The 21,150-nt window shown below is 65.3% G+C and carries 15 protein-coding genes and 1 tRNA gene; 13 read left to right on the top strand and 3 right to left on the bottom strand.

The genetic code is table 11. The features are described 5' to 3' along the window. The first annotated feature begins 130 nt into the window (after positions 1 to 130). The 6 genes from CXY76_RS15325 to CXY76_RS15300 all read left to right on the top strand — a co-directional run bounded on the left by CXY76_RS15325 (position 131) and on the right by CXY76_RS15300 (position 10,335). Positions 131 to 2,656 carry an ATP-dependent Clp protease ATP-binding subunit gene (locus tag CXY76_RS15325; protein WP_104166032.1) on the top strand — a complete coding sequence of 842 codons (2,526 nt, stop codon included), beginning with the start codon at positions 131 to 133 and terminating at the stop codon, positions 2,654 to 2,656. 124 nt (positions 2,657 to 2,780) lie between these two features. Next, the gene (locus tag CXY76_RS15320; protein ID WP_104166030.1) at positions 2,781 to 3,293 is read left to right on the top strand and encodes an amino-acid N-acetyltransferase; all 513 of its coding nucleotides are present in this window, start codon (positions 2,781 to 2,783) and stop codon (positions 3,291 to 3,293) included. Positions 3,294 to 3,563: 270 nt separating this feature from the next. After that, the gene (locus CXY76_RS15315; RefSeq protein ID WP_104166028.1) at positions 3,564 to 6,692 is read left to right on the top strand and encodes an ExeM/NucH family extracellular endonuclease; all 3,129 of its coding nucleotides are present in this window, start codon (positions 3,564 to 3,566) and stop codon (positions 6,690 to 6,692) included. Between the two features lie 249 nt (positions 6,693 to 6,941). Further along, the gene (locus CXY76_RS15310; RefSeq protein ID WP_104166026.1) at positions 6,942 to 9,140 is read left to right on the top strand and encodes a 5'-nucleotidase C-terminal domain-containing protein; all 2,199 of its coding nucleotides are present in this window, start codon (positions 6,942 to 6,944) and stop codon (positions 9,138 to 9,140) included. 53 nt (positions 9,141 to 9,193) lie between these two features. Further along, complete coding sequence (locus tag CXY76_RS15305) at positions 9,194 to 9,820, top strand: hypothetical protein (RefSeq protein WP_104166025.1); 627 nt, start codon at positions 9,194 to 9,196, stop codon at positions 9,818 to 9,820. Between the two features lie 86 nt (positions 9,821 to 9,906). Then, positions 9,907 to 10,335, top strand: a complete 429-nt coding sequence (locus CXY76_RS15300) for a dehydrogenase (protein ID WP_369826159.1) — start codon at positions 9,907 to 9,909, stop codon at positions 10,333 to 10,335. Between the two features lie 18 nt (positions 10,336 to 10,353). On the opposite strand, the gene radA is transcribed toward CXY76_RS15300, so the two are convergent. Beyond that, positions 10,354 to 11,718 (bottom strand): DNA repair protein RadA, encoded by a 1,365-nt coding sequence (gene radA, locus CXY76_RS15295; protein WP_104166021.1) that lies wholly within the window; start codon positions 11,716 to 11,718, stop codon positions 10,354 to 10,356. Between the two features lie 32 nt (positions 11,719 to 11,750). After that, positions 11,751 to 12,533, bottom strand: a complete 783-nt coding sequence (locus CXY76_RS15290; RefSeq protein WP_233199907.1) for an SGNH/GDSL hydrolase family protein — start codon at positions 12,531 to 12,533, stop codon at positions 11,751 to 11,753. Positions 12,534 to 12,608: 75 nt separating this feature from the next. On the opposite strand from CXY76_RS15290, the gene CXY76_RS15285 reads away from it, so the two are divergent. Further along, positions 12,609 to 12,698 (top strand) — tRNA-Ser (locus CXY76_RS15285). Positions 12,699 to 12,857: 159 nt separating this feature from the next. Continuing rightward, positions 12,858 to 13,319, top strand: a complete 462-nt coding sequence (locus CXY76_RS15280) for an SRPBCC domain-containing protein (protein WP_158253922.1) — start codon at positions 12,858 to 12,860, stop codon at positions 13,317 to 13,319. A gap of 35 nt (positions 13,320 to 13,354) precedes the next feature. On the opposite strand, the gene CXY76_RS15275 is transcribed toward CXY76_RS15280, so the two are convergent. Next, on the bottom strand, positions 13,355 to 14,695 hold the full coding sequence (locus CXY76_RS15275; protein WP_104166017.1) for a NosD domain-containing protein: 1,341 nt from the start codon (positions 14,693 to 14,695) through the stop codon (positions 13,355 to 13,357). Between the two features lie 446 nt (positions 14,696 to 15,141). Between CXY76_RS15275 and CXY76_RS15270 the strand changes: the two genes are divergently transcribed. From CXY76_RS15270 to CXY76_RS15250, 5 genes are all read left to right on the top strand, one after another. After that, a complete protein-coding gene (locus tag CXY76_RS15270) occupies positions 15,142 to 16,479 on the top strand; it encodes an ABC transporter substrate-binding protein (RefSeq protein WP_233199905.1) in 1,338 nt (445 codons plus the stop codon). 218 nt (positions 16,480 to 16,697) lie between these two features. Then, positions 16,698 to 17,555, top strand: a complete 858-nt coding sequence (locus tag CXY76_RS15265) for a carbohydrate ABC transporter permease (protein ID WP_104166015.1) — start codon at positions 16,698 to 16,700, stop codon at positions 17,553 to 17,555. Next, entirely contained in the window at positions 17,552 to 18,391 is an 840-nt protein-coding gene (locus tag CXY76_RS15260; RefSeq protein WP_104166013.1) for a carbohydrate ABC transporter permease, read from the top strand. Before CXY76_RS15265 ends, CXY76_RS15260 begins: the two co-directional genes overlap by 4 nt. A 109-nt stretch (positions 18,392 to 18,500) precedes the next feature. Beyond that, complete coding sequence (locus CXY76_RS15255; protein ID WP_104166011.1) at positions 18,501 to 19,544, top strand: LacI family DNA-binding transcriptional regulator; 1,044 nt, start codon at positions 18,501 to 18,503, stop codon at positions 19,542 to 19,544. 46 nt (positions 19,545 to 19,590) lie between these two features. Beyond that, positions 19,591 to 21,150, top strand: a complete 1,560-nt coding sequence (locus tag CXY76_RS15250; RefSeq protein WP_104166009.1) for a glycoside hydrolase family 32 protein — start codon at positions 19,591 to 19,593, stop codon at positions 21,148 to 21,150.

The raw sequence follows: 21,150 nt of genomic DNA, 5'->3' as shown, positions 1-21,150 counted from the left end.
TCCGGCCGAATGTTGCACGACGAGTCACATCCGTCACGCCCACGGCGAACAGAGGCACGCATCCGGGGCTGCGCTGGTTACTCTCGTTGTATCGGTGCCATAACCGCCCTGGCGCCAAGGGAGTGTTCATATGTTTGAGAGATTTACCGACCGAGCTCGTCGTGTCGTCGTCCTGGCCCAGGAAGAGGCCAAGATGCTCAACCACAACTACATCGGAACCGAGCACATTCTGCTCGGGCTCATCCACGAGGGTGAAGGCGTGGCCGCCAAGGCCCTGGAGAGCCTCGGCATCTCGCTGGATGCCGTGCGCGAACAGGTGCAGGACATCATCGGCCAGGGTCAGCAGCAGCCGACCGGGCACATCCCGTTCACGCCGCGCGCCAAGAAGGTCCTCGAGCTGAGCCTGCGCGAAGCCCTGCAGCTCGGCCACAACTACATCGGAACCGAGCACATCCTGCTCGGGCTCATCCGCGAGGGCGAGGGCGTTGCCGCCCAGGTGCTGGTCAAGCTCGGCGCCGACCTCAACCGGGTGCGCCAGCAGGTCATCCAGCTCCTTTCCGGCTACCAGGGGAAGGAGCAGGTGCAGGTGGGTGCGAACGAGACCGCGGCCAACCCCGCGGGCAGCCAGATTCTCGACCAGTTCGGGCGCAACCTCACCCAGGCGGCGCGCGACAACAAACTCGACCCGGTCATCGGGCGCGAGAAGGAGATCGAGCGGGTCATGCAGATCCTCTCCCGCCGCTCCAAGAACAACCCCGTGCTGATCGGTGAACCCGGCGTCGGCAAGACTGCCGTCGTTGAGGGCCTCGCCCAGGCGATCGTCAAGGGCGATGTGCCCGAGACGCTGAAGGACAAGCAGCTCTACTCGCTCGACCTCGGCTCGCTCATCGCCGGCAGCCGCTACCGCGGTGACTTCGAAGAACGCCTGAAGAAGGTCACCAAGGAGATCCGCACCCGCGGCGACATCATCGTGTTCATCGACGAGATCCACACCCTCGTCGGAGCCGGTGCCGCCGAGGGCGCCATCGACGCGGCCTCGATCCTCAAGCCCCTGCTGGCCCGCGGTGAGCTGCAGACCATCGGTGCCACCACGCTGGATGAGTACCGCAAGCACTTCGAGAAGGATGCCGCGCTCGAGCGCCGCTTCCAGCCCATCCAGGTGAACGAGCCGTCGCTGCCGCACACCATCAACATCCTCAAGGGCCTGCGCGACCGCTACGAGGCGCACCACAAGGTCTCCATCACCGATGGCGCGCTCGTGGCCGCGGCCAACCTCGCCGACCGCTACGTCTCCGACCGCTTCCTGCCGGACAAGGCCATCGACCTGATCGACGAGGCCGGCGCACGCCTGCGACTGTCGATCCTGTCCAGCCCGCCGGAGCTGCGCGAATTCGACGAGAAGATCGCCGTGGTCCGTGCCGCCAAGGAGACCGCGATCGAGGACCAGGACTTCGAGAAGGCCGCGGGCCTGCGCGACGAGGAGAAGAACCTCCTCGGCGAGCGTCTGCGCCTGGAGAAGAAGTGGAAGTCCGGCGACGTCAAGACCACCGCTGTGGTCGACGAGGGCCTGATCGCCGAGGTCCTGGCGCAGGCCACCGGCATCCCCGTGTTCAAGCTCACCGAGGAGGAGTCCTCGCGGCTCGTCTTCATGGAGAAGGCACTGCACCAGCGCGTCATCGGTCAGGAAGAGGCCATCTCGGCGCTCGCCAAGACCATTCGCCGCACGCGTGCGGGCCTGAAGGACCCGAAGCGTCCGAGCGGTTCGTTCATCTTCGCCGGCCCCACCGGCGTCGGCAAGACCGAGCTGGCCAAGGCGCTCGCGGAGTTCCTCTTCGACGACGAGGCCGCCATGATCTCGCTGGACATGAGCGAGTACGGCGAGAAGCACACCGTCTCGCGCCTGTTCGGTGCCCCTCCCGGGTTCGTCGGCTTCGAAGAGGGCGGCCAGCTCACCGAGAAGGTGCGCCGCAAGCCGTTCTCCGTGGTGCTGTTCGACGAGATCGAGAAGGCCCACCCCGACATCTTCAACTCGCTTCTCCAGATTCTGGAAGAGGGCCGGTTGACGGATGGCCAGGGTCGCGTGATCGACTTCAAGAACACCGTCATCATCATGACCACCAACCTCGGTACCAGGGACATCAGCGGCTCGCCCGTCGGTTTCCAGCTCGAGGGCGACACGGCCACCAGCTACGACCGGATGCGCGGAAAGGTGAACGAAGAGCTGAAGAAGCACTTCAAGCCCGAGTTCCTCAACCGCGTCGACGAGATCATCGTCTTCCCGCAGCTGTCCAAGCCGGAACTGCTGCAGATCGTGGACCTGTTCATCAAGCGCCTGGGCGACCGCCTGCTCGACCGTGACATGACCATCGACCTCACCCTGGCGGTCAAGGAGCACCTCATCGAGGTGGGCTTCGACCCCGCACTCGGCGCCCGGCCGTTGCGCCGCGCGATCCAGCGCGAGGTGGAGGACCGTCTGAGCGAGAAGATCCTGCACGGCGAACTGAACGCCGGCGACCACGTGCACGTGGACTTCGTCGACGGGGAGTACGTGTTCACCACGACGAACCGTAACGAGGCCGTCTCGGTGGGCATCAACACCGCCGCGGGTGTCGGCACCGGACCGGGCACGCCCGACCTGGCCATCACCAGCGAGTAGGCACCAACCAGCATTCCACGAACGGCCCGGCGGACTCCCGCCGGGCCGTTTGTCGTGCGCCCCTAGACTTGGGCTTTCGGCGGAACAGAATCGGCGGCTTCGGCGGCCAGGAGAGCGGGCGGACGTGACACACCAGGAGTTCATCGTGCGCCGGGCGCAGACCCGCGATGTGCCGCTCATCCAGACACTCGTCGAACCGCTCGTGCAGCAGCGCATCCTGCTCGGCAAGGACCGCGTGGTCTTCTACGAGGCCGTGCAGGAGTTCCGGGTGGTCGAGGACCTGGACGGGAACCTCGTCGGCTGCGGCGCCCTGCACGTGATGTGGGAGGACCTCGGCGAGGTACGCACTCTCGCCGTGTCGGAAGACTGGCTCGGGCACGGCGTCGGGCACGCGCTCATCGGCCGCCTCGAAGCGGATGCCCGGGAGCTGGGCCTGACCCGCCTGTTCTGCCTCACCTTCGAGGTGGACTTCTTCACCCGGCACGGGTTCGTCGACATGGGCACCGAAACCGTGGACCCCGCCATCTACGCCGAGCTGGTGCGCTCACCGGACGAGGGCGTCGCGGAGTTCCTCGACCTCGCCCGCGTCAAGCCCAACACCCTCGGCAACACCCGGATGCTCAAGCGCCTGGTCTGAGCCGACCCGGCCCGCTCAGATGTGGGCGCCGCCGGCATTTCCGTGCTCATCTGAGCATGTTGTCTGCGCCGTAACCAACCGGACATAGACGGTCGTTAGGCTGCCCCCAAAGCACTCCGGCCGACCTGCACGGTTCGTGCGCCACCCGCCCCGCGGGGTTCGTGGCGTGCCCACTCGCACGTTCGACGTGCCCAAAACCCGAGCTCCACCCTGCCCTGCCCTGCACCCTGTTCCGCCAGAGAAGTTCATCGCACCCACCCAGGAGACTCCATGTCGCTCGCCCCACCCCGCCCGCTTAGGCTGGCCCTCGCTTCGCTGATCGGCGCGTGCCTCGCCGTCGCCCCGGTCGTGGCGTTCCCCGCCCAGGCCAACACCGCCGGCACCGGCGTCGTCATCAACGAGGCCTACCTCAGCGGCGGTAGCGCCGGCGCCGCGTTCACGACCAAATTCATCGAGCTGTACAACCCCACCAGCGCTCCGATCGACCTCTCCGCCTGGTCGCTGCAGTACCGCAAGGCCACCGGCACCGTCGCGGACGCCCCCAGCGTCGTCGCCCTCACCGGGACGATCCCGGCCAACGGGTACTACCTCATCTCCGGCGGGTCGAATGCGAACGGCGCGAACGGCGCGGCGCTGCCCACCCCCGACCAGACGTCCACACTCAACCCGAGCGGCACCACCGGGACCCTGATCCTGGCCAACTCCACCGCTCCGCTCAGCCTCGAGGCCGGCGACGCCGCCGGCAACCCGACGGTGATCGACCTGCTCGGCTACGGGGCCTCCCTCACCTTCGAAGGCGCCGTCGCGCCGGCGCCGAGCTCCAATACGGACGTCAGGTCACTCAACCGCAGCAACGCCGCCGACACCGACAACAACGCCACGGACATCAGCCTGTCGGCCACGATCACCCCGACCGGTTCCGCCGGCTCGACCGGCGGAACACCCACCCCGGTTCCGACGGATACGCCGACCCCGACTCCCACCACGGCACCGCCGACCGACACCACCGCGATCAGCGCCATCCAGGGCACCGCGGATGCCAGCCCCCTCGCCGGCACCACCGTGAAGACCGTCGGCGTTGTCACCGCCGCCTACCCCACCGGCGGATTCGCGGGCTTCTACCTGCAGACCCCCGGCACCGGCGGGTCCGCCGATGCGGCCTCGAATGGCATCTTCGTCTACACCAAGACCCTCGCCGGCACCGTGGCCATCGGCGACTACGTGAGCGTCACCGGCGCCGTCAGCGAGTACTACGGGCTCACCCAGCTGACCGTCACCGCTCTCGGCGACATCGCCCAGCTCGACGGCACCGGAATCACCGCTCCGATCGCCACCGAACTCCGGATGCCGGCCACCGACGCCGACCGGGAACGGCTCGAGGGCATGCTCGTCGCTCCCGCGGGCGACTTCACGGTGACGAACAACTACACCACCAACCAGTACGCCGAGATCGGCCTCGCCGCCGGCACCACGCCCCTGGTGAACCCCACCGTCACTGACCGCCCCGGCAGCGCCGGATACACGGCCGCCATTGCCGCCAACGCCGCGCGGGCGATCACCCTCGACGACGGCGCGAGCACCAACTACCTCAGCTCGTCCAACCAGGGCAAGCCGGTGCCGTACCTCTCGACCACCGCCCCGGTGCGGATCGGCGCCGCGGTCACCTTCACCAAGCCGATGATCCTGGACTACCGCAACAGCGCCTGGAAGCTGCAGCCGCGCGAAGCCCTGGTGCCCGACAACGCCGCCAGCGTGCAGCCGGCCACCTTCGAGAACACCCGCAGCGTGGCACCGGAGAAGGTGGGCGGGGACATCCGCCTGGGCACCTTCAACGTGCTGAACTACTTCTCCACCACCGGCGACACTCTCACCGGCTGCCAGTACTACACCGACCGTGCCGGCGCCAAGACCACCGTCAGCGGCGGCTGCGACGCCCGCGGCGCGGCCGACCAGGCGAACTTCCTGCGCCAGCAGGCCAAGATCGTCGCGGCCATCAACGCCCTCGACGCCCAGGTCATCTCGCTCGAAGAGATCGAGAATTCGGCAGTGTTCGGCGTCGACCGTGACACCGCGCTGGCCACCCTGGTCGCCGCGTTGAACGCCGACCTCGGCCAGGATGCCTGGGCGTTCGTGCCGTCCCCGGCCGCGCTGCCGGCCAATGAAGACGTCATCCGCACCGCCTTCATCTACCAGAAGAAGACTGTCGAAACCGTGGGCGGCTCCACGATCCTCACCGGCTCCGCAGCGTTCAGCAACGCCCGCCAGCCGCTCGCCCAGGCCTTCCAGCTGGTCGGCGACACCGGCAGCCGCTTCCTCACCATCGTCAACCACTTCAAGTCCAAGGGGTCCGGCACCGGCGTCGACGCCGACATGGGCGACGGCCAGGGCGCCTCGAACGCCTCCCGCGTCAACCAGGCCACCGCCCTGGTCGCGTTCGCCGACACGATGTCGGCACAGTCCGGCATCGACAGGGTCTTCCTCACCGGCGACTTCAACGCCTACGACCAGGAAGACCCGATCAAGGTGATCACCGACGCCGGCTACCTGAACCAGGAAGCCAAGAGCGGTGAGTACACCTACGCGTTCGGCGGGTCGGTCGGGTCGCTCGACCACGTCTTCGCCTCGCCCGAAGCGGATGCCGTCGTGACCGATGTGGATGTCTGGAACATCAACTCGGTCGAATCCGTGGCACTGGAATACAGCCGCTACAACGCCAACGTCACCGACTTCTACGTCGCGGACGCCTACAGGTCCTCCGACCACGACCCCGCGATCCTGGGCCTGAACCTGGCCACCCCGACGACCGAGCCGACCCCGGTTCCGACAACGGGACCCACGCCGGTCCCGACGACCGAACCGAGCCCGGTCCCGACGACGGCGCCCACCCCGGTCCCGACGACGGCGCCGACCCCGGTCCCGACGACGGTGCCCACTGTTCCGGCAACCACGGTGCCGGCAGCGGCCCCGACCGCGGCACCGGAGAGCGCCCTCACCGCCGCGCTCCGCGACAAGATCAGCACCAACGCGTCGCGCTACACGGCGGGGTCGGCGATCACCATCACGGCCGGCACCCCGCACGCCGGTGAGATCGTGTCGGCCTGGGTGCGCTCCACCCCGGTCAACCTCGGCGGTTGGCTGCAGGCCAGTGCCGCGGGCACCGTGACCACGGCGCTGCCGACCGACCTGGCCGCGGGCACGCACCGCATCATCCTGCAGGATGCCGCGGGCGCGGTCATCGGCTGGACCGAGATCACGGTCGTCGCCGCCGGTTCTGCGGCGACCGGCACGCTCGCCAGCACCGGCATCGAAAGCGCGCCGGCACTCGCCGGGGCCCTGCTCCTGCTGCTGCTCGGCGTGTTGCTCGCCCGTCGTCGCCGCTCCACCCTGCCGGGCGCCTAACCGCACTCCGCGCAGAGCGGGCGTCCCCCAGCCGGGGGACGCCCGCTCACCACTGCTCAGAAGTTGGTCTGGTCGGCTGTTTCCTGCTCATCTGAGCATGTTGCCCGGCCGTAACCCACCGGACATCCGGCGTCGTTAGGCTGCCCCCACAGCACTGACCGTCAGGTGTCGTCGTCGACTCGCGCGCGGCACCACCGGCCCCTTCACCTGAATCCCCGTCACCACACGGTACGTCCCTTGAGGAGAACAATGTCGCTCAACCCGTCCCGCCCGCTCCGGCTGGCCTTCGCTGCAGTGATCGGAGCGTGCCTGGTGGGCGCTCCCGTCGTCGCCGTCCCGGCCTTCGCGGCCCCGCTCCCGGTGCAGCTCAACCTGCTGAACATCAACGACTTCCATGGGCGGATCGACGCGAACACCGTGAAATTCGCCGGAACCGTGGAAACCCTCCGCGCCCAGTTCCCGGACAGCACCCTGTTCCTCTCCGACGGGGACAACATCGGCGCCTCGCTCTACGCATCCGCCTCGCAGAAGGACACCCCGACCCTCGACGTACTCAACGCCCTCGAGCTGTCCGCCTCGGCGGTCGGCAACCACGAGTTCGACCAGGGCATGGCCGACCTCACCGGCCGGGTCACCGACGAAGCCGACTTCGACTACCTCGGCGCCAACGTCTACCAGGCCGGAACCCAGACGCCCGCCCTCAAGGAATACTCGCTCCAGGTCGTGCAGGGCGTCACGGTCGCCGTCATCGGCACCGTGACCGAGGAGACCCCGACCCTGGTCTCGCCCAACGGCATCTCCTCGGTCAGCTTCGGCGACCCCGTTGACGCGGTCAACCGCGTTGCCGGCCAGCTCACCGACGGCGACCCCGCCAACGGCGAGGCCGACGTCATCATCGCCGAATACCACGAGGGCGCCGGCGCCGGAACCGTGGAGAACGCCACCCTCGAGCAGGAACTCGCCCTCACCGACAGCGCCTTCGCCAAGATCGTCACCGAGACGTCGCCGGCCGTGGATGCCATCTTCACCGGCCACACCCACAAGCTCTACGCCTGGAACGCCCAGGTGCCCGGCGCGGCGACGGGCGTGACCCGCCCGGTCCTGCAGACCGGCAGCTACGGCGAGAACATCGGCCAGGTCGTGCTCAGCTACGACTCCGTCACCAAAGCCACCACCACGGTCCTCAACCAGAACGTCAAGCGCAGCACAACGGCTGACGCCGATCTGGTGAGCGCGTTCCCGCGGGTCGCCGCGGTCAAGTCCATCACGGATGCGGCGCTGGCCCAGGCGGCCGTCACCGGAAACGTGAAGGTCGGCTCTCTTACCGCCCCCATCAGCCGCGCCTCCATCGGCGGGGCCAACCCCGTGGTCGAAGACCGTGCCGCACCGTCGACCATGGGTACCCTGGTCGCCAACTCCCTGCGCGAGTCCCTGGCCGACCCGGCCAAGGGCGGCGCCGAGATCGGCATCGTCAACCCCGGCGGCATGCGCGCCGAGCTCACCACCACACCGGACTCCGACATCAGCTTCTCGGAAGCCAACGCCGTCCTGCCGTTCCTGAACAACCTGTGGACCACCACCCTCACCGGGGCGCAGTTCAAGGTCGCCCTCGAACAGCAGTGGCAGCTCGACAGCAAGGGCGCCGTGCCCAGCCGCCCGTACCTGCAGCTGGGACTCTCCGACAACGTGAACTACACGTTCGACGCGACCCGCGCCCAGGGCGACCGGATCACCGGCATCTGGATCGATGGCGCACCCATCGACCCGGCCCGCGGCTACCGGATCGGCTCGTTCAACTTCCTGCTCACCGGCGGCGACAACTTCCGCATCTTCACCGAGGGCACCGGCACCCGCGACTCCGGTCTCGTCGACCGGGACGCCTGGATCTCCTACATCACGGCCAAGAGCCCGCTGTCGCCGTCGTTCGCGGCGCGCCAGGCGTCCGTGACCGGTGTGCCGGCCACGGAAGTGAAGCGCGGCGACTCGGTGAGCTTTGTCGTGTCGCAGCTCAACCTCACCTCGCTCGGCGCACCGAAGAACACCGCGCTCGCGGTGACCTGGGGTGGCAGCAGCACGGTCTTCGCTCCGGTATCCGTCGACGCCAACGGCGCCGCGACGGTCACCGTCACCGTGCCCGCCGATGCAGCGGCCAGCAGCGAGATCACGCTGACCGCCCTTGAATCCGGCACCGTCGTGCGCGTGCCGCTGATGGTCGCCGCGGCAATGGAGCCGACCACGCCGCCGACGACGGCGCCGCCGACCGCGGCTCCCCAGCCGGGGTCGGTCGTTCCGACGACCACACCGACGCCGGCGCCACGGGTCACGACCACGGCGGCCGGACTCGCTGACACCGGAGTCGACACCACCCCGTGGCTGGCCGGTGGCCTGCTGATGCTGCTGCTCGGCGCGGTCCTGATGCGTCGTCGCCGGGTTTCGACGGAATCGTAACCGACACGCAGAACATTACCGGCGGCGCCGGTAGACCTCGCTAGCCTTGGACCATGTCGACGATCAAGCACCCCGTCGGTCCCCAGGCCAGCACCGTCTACCGGCGCCGCCGTCTGGTGGTCGGCCTCGGCGTGTTCGCCGTGCTCCTGATCATCATCCTGATCGTGGTACGCCCCGGCGGCGGCGGCGACCCAGCCTCCACGGCGGCGCCGGCACCGACCGGTAACGCGGCCGACCCGGCATCCAGCGCCGATCCGGCCGCCACCGCGGCCCCCGCGTGCGACCCGGCGGCCGTGCAGGTCGAGGCCATCACCGACCAGGGCGCCTACGACGCGGGCGACGAACCCGAGCTCTCCCTGAGCGTCACCAACACCGGCAGCACACCCTGCGTGCTGAATGCCGGCACCTCCACGCAGGTGTTCACGATCACCAGCGGCGCCGATGTGTACTGGACCTCCACCGACTGCCAGACCGACCCGGCAGACGCCGAGGTCACCCTGGAGCCCGGCGTCGCCGTGAGCACCAAGACCCCGCTCACCTGGGACCGCACCAGGTCCAGCCCGGAGACCTGCGAGATCACCGACCGGGAGGCCGTGCCCGGCGAGGGCGCGTCGTACTACCTCTCGGTGAGCGTGGGCGGCGTCGAATCGGCCGGCCCCACCCAGTTCCTGCTCAACTGACGCCCGGCCGGCCCTGCCCGTGGTGTTCGCTCCGGGCTGACGCCTCGAGTGGCCCCGCTCCGGCCCCGAATGATTGAATGGAGCACGTGACAGACGCGACTTCAGACACCCGATCAGATGCCCTGGCCAGCGCCCTGGCCAAGCAGGATGTGGCGGCGGTGGCGTACGCGCTCCGCAACGATGTGGTGATCGCGCCGCTGCTCGTGGTGAAGGGCTCCGCCGAGCAGGTGCGGGTCTTCGGGCGGGAGGGCAGCGACAAGCGCACCCTGCTGCTCTTCTCCTCCGGCGAGAACTACGCCCGCATGATCCCCGACGAGGTCAATCCGCAGGTGATGGTGGCCGACGGTCAGTGGCTGAGGGAGTTCCTCACCGTGCACAGCGAGACCCTGGAAATGGTGTTCTTCGACGTGGCCGGGCCCGCCGTGATGCAGGCGGCTCCGGCCGACCTGCTGCGCGCGCTCGGACCGATCGGCGAGGTCAGCACCGACGCGGTCGAGCCCGACCCCGCCCCGTAGCCAACGGGGCCCGCCGGGCTACCGGAACGCGTCGTCCAGCTCGGCGTCGCGCCGGGAGATGCCCGTGCCCAGCGCCCGGTTCACCGCGGTCTGCACGGTGCTGCTGGACGCGTCGATGCGGGTGCTGAACCCCATCCGGGCGGCCTCGGCGGCGCGCTGCTTGGCGGCGCTCACCGGGCGGATCTCGCCGGCCAGGCTGATCTCGCCGAACGCCACCACGTTGTGGGCGATGGGTTCATCCAGGATCGCCGACGTCAGCGCAATCGCGATGGCGAGATCCGCCGCGGGTTCCACCAACCGCACGCCACCCACCGTCGACACATAGACATCCTTCTTCGAGAACTGGTGGCCCACCCGCTTCTCCAGCACGGCCAGCAGCATGGCCACCCGGGAGCTCTCCACGCCGTTGGTGACCCGGCGCGGGTTGGGCATGGCGCTGTCGATCACGAGTGCCTGCACCTCAACCGGCAGGGCACGCCGGCCCTCCATCGCCACCGTCACGCAGGTGCCGGAGACCGCAGCGGTGCCGCGGCTGAGGAACAACCCGCTGGGGTCGGCGACCTCGCTGATGCCATCACCGGTCATTTCGAAACAGCCGACTTCGTCGGTGGAGCCGAACCGGTTCTTCAGGGCCCGCACGAACCGCAGCGCGGTGTGCCGGTCGCCCTCGAACTGGCAGACCACGTCCACCAGGTGCTCGAGCAGCCGGGGGCCGGCAATGGTGCCGTCCTTGGTGACGTGCCCCACCAGCAGCACCGGCAGGTTGCGGTCCTTCGCGAGCCGGATGAGCGTGGACGCTACCTCGCGTACCTGGCCGGGCTGCCCGGCCTGACCGTCGTTGAGGGAGCTGGACACGGTCTGCACCGAGTCGATGATGACCAGGTCGGGTTTGACCGCGTCGATCTGGCCGAGGATGGTGGCCAGGTCGGTCTCTGCGGCGATGAAGAGCTCGGGCTGCAACGCCCCGGTGCGTTCGGCACGCAACCGCACTTGCGCCACCGACTCCTCTGCGCTCACGTAGAGTACCCGGGACTTGGCCACGGCCGCCTTGGACGCCACCTCGAGCAAGAGAGTGGACTTGCCCACTCCGGGCTCACCGCTGAGCAGGATCACCGAGCCGGGCACGATTCCGCCGCCGAGCACCCTGTCGAACTCGTTGATGCCGGTGGGCCAGTGCGCCACCGCCGTCGTGTCGACGTGGGTGATCGGCCGGGCGACGCCGGTGCCGCTGACGATGGAGGGAGCGACCGACCGGCTGATGCCGGTCTTCTCCGCGGTTTCGACCACGGTGCCCCACTGCTGGCATTCGCCGCAGCGGCCCGCCCATTTCAGTGTGGTCCAGCCGCACTCGGTGCAGCGGAAGTTGGAGACGGGTTTAGCCATGCTGCGAGCCTAGCTGCGGCCGGCGACACGCCTCACTCGGTCAGGGCCTCCTGGGGCACGCGTCGGGCCACGGCCGAGCTGAGCAGGGGCAGGAAGGCCTCCGCCCAGGTGCGGTAGCCGCGGTCGTTCGGGTGGAACATGTCGTTGGCCACCTGCGTCAGCACGCTGCGCCAGCCCTGCCGTTTGGTGGTGGCGTGCAGCGGCACCACGGTGAGGCCGTGCTCAGCGGCCACGTCGCGCACGATCTGGTTGGCCACGGCCACCTTGCGCTCGTTGTGCGGCAGGTGGAAGCACGGCAGGTCGGCCACCAGCGCGTGCGGCGGCAGGGCCGCGAACACGGTGCGGATGCCGGATTCGAAGCGTTCCGCATCCCACGAGGCGATGTCGTTGGCGCCGATGGCGACGGTGACGAAGTCGGGCTGCAGCTTGGCGAAGCGCGGCAGCTGGTCACGCACGGCCAGCTCCACGGTGGCTCCGGAGACGCTGAGGTTGATCACCCGCAGGGTGCGGCCGGTGGCCAGGCGGATGTGGTCGGCCAGGATGCCGACATAGCCGCGGTTGGGCGCGCTGGCGCCGATGCCCTGCGCGGCGCTGTCACCGATGGCCACGTAGAGCAGGTCACCCTTCTCCTTGGCGTGGGTGCGCCACCAGAGCGAATTGATCGGCAGGGTCTCATTGAGCTCGGCGGCGTTGGCGGCCAGACGCACCGTGAAGCGCCGATAGTTGACGACCGCCGCCGCTGTGATGCCGGCGGTGGTGGCCAGGGCGCCGGCGGCGAGGGCCAGAGTACGGGGAGTGGAACTGTCGTTTGTCACGTCGCGAGAGTACCGCCGGCCTCTGACAATTACCCGGATTCGCGCCGGCCCCCTCTCTCAACTAGAATCGCTCTCGGTACCGTGTCCGAGCGGCCGAAGGTGCAACTCTCGAAAAGTTGTGTGGGGGAGACTCCACCGTGGGTTCAAATCCCACCGGTACCGCCATGAAAAACCCCGTCAATCCCAGTGATTGCGGGGTTTTTTGTTCGTGCGGCAGATTCGCAATCATGGGTACGCTCGATGAGGCGCGTTTGCAGACCTAGTTGACGCGCCGCTCGGCGGGCAATGTTCCGTCGCGCTCAGCTCGAACGTGAAGGAAACACCGTGTCTGATCACGCAAGAATCAAGGGCCACACCGTGACCCGCACCGTGCACATCGAGGCCTCGCGCGCGAGTGTCTGGAAGGCGCTGACCGACCCCGAGGTGATGGTCAAGTGGTTCGGAGACGGTGTGAGGTTCGCCGCGCTCGAGCCCGGGGCTACGGGCAGCATCGACTGGGATGACTACGGCAGCTTCCCGATCGAAATCACCGAGGTGGTGCCCGAGGATTCGTTCGGCTTCCGTTGGTCGGGAATCCCCGCCGAACAGCTCGACGAGTACTCGACGCACGTGCGCTTTGCCATCGCCGATGCTGGTACCGGGACGGATGTCACGGTGATCGAATCGGGCTTCGACACGCTCCCCGGCGGCACCCGCTACCGTCGCGAACGTCTTGAGCAGAACCGAGAGGGCTGGGACGTCGAACTCGACGAGCTCGCGATCCTGCTCGAGGGTGTCGCCCCGTAGTTCACGATTGCGGGGGAGTCGCTCGCTCCAGCCGATTAGAAACCGACCGCGGGTGTGGCCCTGAAGGCGTTAGCAGCCCTGTCTCCGACAACCTGAGCCTCGCTTCCGGAATCAAGGATTGTGTTTCTCGCTGATTCGGAATCGACCATGACGGCCGTCACGGTGAGGCCGTCCGAGGCCTCCGTCGTCAGCAAAGCGTCCACCTGAGCTGCGAAGGCGGAGCCACTCGACTTGGCGTGAACGTCCATCGCCACGACGTGGTTGCTGGAGACGAAGTTACCTCCCCCCGCACTCAGTCGGATGATGACAGGCGTCGCACCAGTTGGACGGATGCTCTGTGAGTCGATGACCTCGGAGAAGTGGTTACCGATGATGGAATTGTTGCTGCCGCTGACTCGGAGGAGTCCGTAAAGGTCGTCCAGACCGTTGTCGACTCCCAGGAAGGGCGTCCAGGGCTCAAGGTCGCGCAAGAAATGATTCGAGGCCACCAGGTTCTCCGAACTATTCGCTTCGAGAACCACCATCCCGGGGTAGAACGAATGCAGGCGGTTGTTGGTGATGCTTGAACGCGTGACGCCGTTGAGATGGACGCTGCTTGCCCCACGGGGAAAGACGTTGTTCGCGGTGATCAAGAGCCCGCCATGGTTCTCGGCGTAAATCGAGTGACCCTTGAAGCCCGCACCGATCAGGTTGTCGGTGATCTTTGATGCCTGTCCCCACCCGCGCAGCTCCACGCAGCTTCCGCATTCAGCAATGAAGTTGTCGTGAATGGACAGCGCGTCTGCGTTGTAGATCGTGAGAGCATGCTCGAGGTAGACGAACCCCATGCCGTTAATGCGGAACGAGTCATTGGCGTTCGCGATATAGATACCCGTCTTGCCGTTGACGTAGGTGTTCTCTGGATGCATCTCCGAGCCATCCGGGTTGAAGTGCAACCCGTCGATGCAGAAGTTGAGGAACTCGACCGAGCTGATCCGCGGGCTCCCGCTTCTTTCAATGTAGAAGGCGGCGCCCTGGGACTCCTCCTCGCCTTCGCCGAGGGGGATGTTCACGAGAATGCGACTGCCTCCGGGCCACAGCTCATGTAAGTCGGGCCACTCATCTTCGGGAACGTTGAACCGGATGCTCGACGATGTAAAGCCGTGTCCCGAGCCCTCGATCCTGAGGAAGCTGATGTCGATCACGACCTGCGTACGAAGTTGGTAGTCCCCGGGCGGAATGTAGATCACCGCACCCGGCTTTCCGCCCTTGTCCTCATCGGCGCCCGCCTGCCGGCTCTTGATGTCAGCGATGATGCTGTTGAAAACCGCACCGATATCGTCGGCCGGATTACCGACAGGCCATGTCGTCACGTCGTAGCGGTTTGCGCTCAGCATAGGTACTCACCTTCGAGTCGTGGTTTTGCAGCCTCGACGGCGCTGTGGGCAGCGGGCCAGGACTGTGATTGGAACAAGGCAGGACGGGACGAGATGCACGTTGAAGGATCAGTCGGTAGCCAGATCCTTAACATATGTGATCGGCACCGGCTGGCCGCTGCGCCCGGGCGGGAGGCAACGACACGTGTGTTTACGGGCTGACAAAACGTCTTGGCAGAAAGATACGTCTCCTGAAGCGCTTCCGTCAAGTCACCGTCGCCCGGGCTGCGGTACGGCCCGGGGGGCGAATTGAAAGGTCGTTATTTTGGCATTTTTTGTCACTTGACACGATTGGGGCCCCGCTCTAGCTTGATGCCAAGACGTTTTGTCAAAACGTTTTGTCATCCAGGATGGTGACTAATCACAGTGGTAGCGATGTGGCTACGAAGAGAATGGGATTCGGAGTGATGATGCTTCGCAATAATCTGAGGAATTCGCGGAAACGATCCGCCGTCTATGCCAAGTCGACCGTGGGGCTCGCGGTAGCTACCGCGTCAGTGCTGGCGCTGAGCGCCTGCGGGGCCGGCGGATCCGACACTGCTACCAGCGGGGACAGTGACGAGCTCACCGTTATGGTCGAGGCCGGCGGTCACGCCGAGTTGCAGCCCATCGCCGACTTGTACGAGAAAGAGTCCGGAACGAAGATTACTTTCGTTGAGCTCCCTTATGACGGTCTCTACAATCGCCTGAACAGCGAGTTCAGTGCAGGTTCCGTTTCCTTCGACATCGCAGCCCTTGACTCGATCTGGCTGCCAGCGTTCAAGGACGCCGTGACTCCACTGAACGAGTTGTTCACCGATGAGGTGAAGAGCGACCTGTTCCCAGCGCTGGTGCAGGAGGCTCAACTCGATGGAAACTACGTCGGAATGCCGGCGTGGACGAACTCCGAGATTCTGTTCTATCGGACTGACCTGTTCGGGGATCCTGATGAGCAGCTGGCGTTCAAAGCGCAGTTCGGCTACGACCTCATCCCTCCCACGACCTGGCAGCAGTACGCGGATGTAGCGGAGTTCTTCACCCGCGATATCGACGGCGACGGTCAGACGGACCTCTATGGCACCGATGTGAAGGGCGCGGTTGAGACCGAATGGCTCGCCACGCTGTCCCAGGCGGGCGAGAAGGACATGGTCATCGACGAGGATGGAGTGTCCACTCTGGGTGACAAAGCCAGCCTTGACGCGTTGAACTTCTACTCCGGGTTGCAGGAGTTTGCTCCTCCCGGCGCCGCTCAGGTCGACTGGGCAGGTGCGCAGAACCTGTTCTACCAAGGTCAGACGGCGATGATGCGGTTCTGGGGGCACGCGTTCCCGCAAACGCCGGAGGATTCCGTGGCCTTCGGCAATGTCGGAGCCGCTCCGATGATCGGAGGATCGGCGGGGATCGCAGGGGTTCCCGGACCGTGGTACCTGTCGCTCGCAAAGGCGAGCGAGAAGCAGGAGCAGGGCCTCGACTTCCTGCAGTTCGCCTACGACCACAACGATCTGAGTATTCAGACGTCGCTGGGTCTCGCCGCCCGTATCTCGGCGTTTGAGAAGTACCAGGATGACCCCAAGTACGCCGCGTTCAAGCCACTGGTCGAGACTCTGTCGGCGTCAGCGACCATTCCGCGGCCGGCCACTCCGAAGTGGCAGCAGATCGTGGACTCGGTACTCGTCCCGATGATCCAGAAGTCGCTCGAGCCCGGCGCAGACAATCAGCAGCTTCTGGATGACGCCAAGAAGCAGGTCGACGCCATAACGAAGTAGGAGCATCCGCTCCATGCGTGGTCGTCGTCCTTCGTCGACGACCACGCACTCCTCCGCAACGAAAGAAAGCCGCACCCGTGTCGACCATTAGTGCTGTATCTCCCGAGACCAAAGAAGGCCGGGGTGAGTATCGCCGCTCCGATAGCCGGCGCAACCCGAGGCGTTCCCCAGGCCGGCGCAAGGCGGCTGGACTGACAGACCGCCGGTTCGCGGCACTCATGATGCTGCCGGCAGCGCTGTTCCTGGGCGCATTCGTCGGCTGGCCACTGGCCCAGTTCGTTGGAGATAGCTTCTTCAACATAAGTCCGATGGCTGGTGGGCCCCGCTCCTTCGTCGGCTTCGCGAACTACGCAGAGGCGCTCTCGTCGCCTGAGTTTCTCAACGCTTCCTGGCGGACGGCCGCCTACACGATCATCGTCGTAGGCTTCGAATTCGCTCTCGGATTGACAGTTGCTCTTCTGTTTACGGCGCTCGGTGACCGTTCCCGGGTTTTCCGCACCATATTCATGTACCCGCTGATGATCGCCCCCATCGTTGCTGGGTTGCTCTGGCGGTTCTTGCTCATCGACAACTTCGGAATCGTCAACGAGCTCCTCCGCCAGGTGGGAATCCTCCGCTCGACAGATCAAATCCAATGGCTCAGCGATCCGAACATCGCGCTGTTCTCGGTTGCGATCCCCGATATCTGGTTGACGACATCGTTCATCACCCTCGTGCTTTTCGCGGGACTTCAGAACATTCCGGGAGACATCATCGAAGCGGCCCGGATGGACGGTGCGCGATATCCGACCCTCTTGATCCGAATCGTGATTCCTCTCCTTAGGCCGGTGATCGCTGTGGCGCTTATCGTGCGCGGCATCGACGCAGCACGGGCATTCGACATCATCCTGATTCAGACAAACGGTGGCCCCCAGGGCAGTACGGAGACGCTCTCGTTGCTGATCTATCGCACCATGGTGAGGTTCGGAGAACCGGGCCTGGCAAGCGCAATGGGAACCATGTATCTGATTGTCATGCTGGCTGTGGCGATCGTGGCTGTACTCGCCATCTGGCGACCGGGGAGTGATGCACGATGAACGGTTTGGAAACCCGACGCTTCAGTAGCCGGGCCCTTGTCTGGACAGCCCTCGCGGGAATCGTCGTCATGTACGGCTTCCCTTTTCTCTATATGGTGCTCACCTCTTTCAAGACTCCGCTTGAAACCATCGCCGTTCCCGCGCAGGTCTGGCCCACAACGTGGACCTTTGACAACTACGCCGACGCCGTGACGCGATCGGGAGTTGGAGCGTCGTTCATCAACAGCATCGTCACGGCAGTGTTGAGCACCCTCATCTCGCTCTTGCTGGCCGTCCCCGCTGCGTACGCGATTACCCGCTATCGCACGGGCCTTGGCCGAGCCTTCATCCTTGTCGCGCTCATCACCCGCATGGTCCCGGCGATCGTGGTCGGAGTCCCTCTGATCGCGACCTTCCGGAATATAGGTATAGCTGACACGTCAATTGCCCTCGCGATCGCTCACACGACGATTTCACTCCCGCTTTCGATATGGCTCATGGCCAGTTTCTTTGAATCCGTTCCGGACGAACTGGAAGAAGCCGCCAAGATCGACGGATGCAGCAGGCTGGGCGCGCTCTGGCGGGTCGTTCTTCCCGTTACCTCCGGGGGCGTCGCGGTGACCGCGATCTTCGCCTTCTTAGCTTCCTGGAACGAGTTCCTCTTCGCGCTGCTGTTGACCGCGGTGAGAGCGCAAACTACCCCCATTGTGATCGCCAACCTCCAAACGCAGTTCGGTCTCGACTGGGGAGCGATGACCGCCCTGGCCGTGCTCTACTCAGTGCCCGTCATCCTGCTCACCCTCGTTCTCCAGCGCCACATTGTCGCTGGCCTCACTCTCGGCGCGGTCAAAGGGTGACTCGTGTGGCCTCCACCTCTGCATGGAATTGGAACAGGCACGGAAGACTGAGTGAATCGGTTTGTTGAAGACCGCAACAGAATAAGCACGAAGTGAGACGGGGAGACAGATGGAACAGAAACATGTTGGAATTCGGGATGTTGCCAAAGCAGCGGGGGTTTCCGTTACCACTGTCTCCCACGTCCTCAACGAAACTCCATACGCGCGCACGAGTGCGGACACGCGTCGGAAAGTGAAAGAAGCAGCCAAGGCGCTGGGCTACGGGCCCAACCGGATGGCGCAGAGCCTGCGGACGAAGCGTTCGGGCATGATCGGTCTCTTGAGCGAGGAAATCGCGACGACACCGCATGCGGGGCGCATCATCCTGGGCGCGCAGGAGACAGCGCGCAGACACGACCTCACATTGGTCATCATCAATTCCGAGCGGGACGCCTCCGACAGCACTCACCGAGCTGATGTGGACGCCCTCGTGGATCGCCAGGTTGACGGCATCCTCTACGCGACGATGTACCACCGGGAGATCTCGTTGCCCGCCAACTTGAGCGGGACACCTGCGGTCCTCATTGACGCAGTCGACCGGGCGGGGCTTGTCGCCTCTGTCGTGCCCGACGAGGTAGGAGGTGCCAGGACAGCCGTTCAGGCGCTCCTCGATGCTGGACATCGAAGGATCGGCTTCCTCAATAACAGTGATGACGTTCCCGCTACGCGCGGGCGGCTGCAGGGATACCGGGAAGTGCTCGACGCGACCGGAGTCCAGTTCGATGAGTCGCTGGTCCTTTCGGCGGTATCAGAGCCGGCCGAGGGTTATGCGGCGGCGCTGCGTATCCTTTCCGCAGACAATCCGCCGACTGCACTTTTTTGCTACAACGACCGCATGGCCATGGGCGCCTACCGCGCCGCCGCGGAACTCGGATTGACGATACCCCGGGATCTATCCATAGTCGGATTCGACAATCAGCAGATCATCGCTGAGAACCTTCATCCCGGATTGACCACGGTCGCTCTTCCTCACTACGAAATGGGCGCGTGGGCTGTTGAAACCCTGGTTGAACTCATCCAGGGACATGAGGAGCACGCGCTTCCGACTCATTACCCCACGGTGTTGCCGTGCCCGCTGGTTACCCGCGAATCGATCGCCGCGCCACGCGGATGACCTTGAGCTCCCAAGTGACGCACCCCGATAGGAGACCAGACCGACCATGACCTCAACAACAGCATCCGACAGGGTGAACGGTGTCGCCGCGGACGCAGACCGAGATCGTGCAGCGTATCGACCAGCAATTCATTACACCGCGGAGAGGAACTGGTTGAACGACCCCAACGGTCTGGTGCACTACAAGGGTCTCTATCATCTGTTTTACCAATACAACCCTGATGGCAATGTTTGGGGCAACATGTCTTGGGGTCATGCTTCATCCCCGGACCTGGCCACCTGGACCGAGCACCCGCTGGCCATCGCCGGTGACGTTTACGAGGACATTTTCTCCGGCAGCATCGTCGCCGACCTGGAGAACACAAGCGGTTTCGGATCAACCCTTACACCGCCGCTGGTTGCTATCTACACCAGCGCCTTCACGGAGCTCTCCGCGTTCGCTGGACTCCAGGCGCAGTCGCTGGCCTACAGCCTCGACGACGGCTTCACCTGGACAAAGCACGAAGGAAACCCGGTCCTGAACCGGGAGTCCGCCGAGTTCCGTGACCCCAAAGTGTTCCGCTTCAACGGGCCATCCGAGGCGTACTGGGTAATGGTTGCCGTCGAAGCCCAAGACCACTTGGTTGTTCTCTACAAATCGGCCAACCTTAAGGACTGGACTTACCTCAGTAGTTTCGGTCCGGCGAATGCGAACGACGGCGAATGGGAGTGCCCCGACTTATTCCCCCTCCCGCTGGACGGGCGGACGGACCAACTCAAATGGGTCCTCATCGTCAGTGTGAACCCAGGCGGCGTAGCCGGTGGATCAGGTGGCCAATACTTCGTCGGAACCTTCGACGGAACCACGTTCACGTCCGAAAACACGATCTCCGAGGATGGGCAGGCGCTGAGCCTGAGGGAGTACTCCTGGCTTGACTGGGGCCGTGACTACTATGCCGCGGTGTCTTTCAGCGATGTGCCCGGGGCCAAGCGGATCATGATCGCCTGGATGAACAACTGGGACTATGCCAATGACATCCCCACGAGCCCCTGGAAGAGCGCAATGTCACTTCCCCGCCATGTCACGCTCGCCACTATTGAGGGAGAGCCCCGACTTGTACAGGAAGCCGTCGAACCTACTGATCGGCTAGTGTCCGCAAGCTACGCAATAGGCCGGAAGACCATCGACAGGGGAACCGAACTGCTCCCGGACGAAGCCTGGGGCCAGGTTCTCAAGATCGATGCGGAACTCAGGCCGGGGACCGCCGACGAAATCGGACTGGTTGTACGCGGGGGTCAGGATGAAGGCACGTTCATCGGGTACAACTCCTTCAGCCGCTGTCTCGTCGTGAACCGGGTGAAATCCGGATATGTGGACTTTCACCACAGCTTCGCCTCCGTCGAGACTGCGCCCGTCGAGCTCATCGACGGCGCACTTCGACTCCGAATCTATGTTGACCGCTCGTCTGTCGAGGTCTTCGCACAGGGCGGCATCATCACAATTACCGACCAGATTTTTCCGAAGCCTTCGAGCTGCGAAGTCGCACTGTACGCCCACAACGGCACAGGATCCGTGGAATCGCTCGTGATTCACAATCTCGAAAGTGCCGATCCCAACGCGATCTAA

This window comes from Cryobacterium sp. N22 (assembly GCF_002929555.1).
GTDB lineage: Bacteria > Actinomycetota > Actinomycetes > Actinomycetales > Microbacteriaceae > Cryobacterium.
The sequence above is the reverse complement of the archived record's forward strand: the minus strand, read 5'-3'. Positions and strand labels throughout refer to the sequence as shown.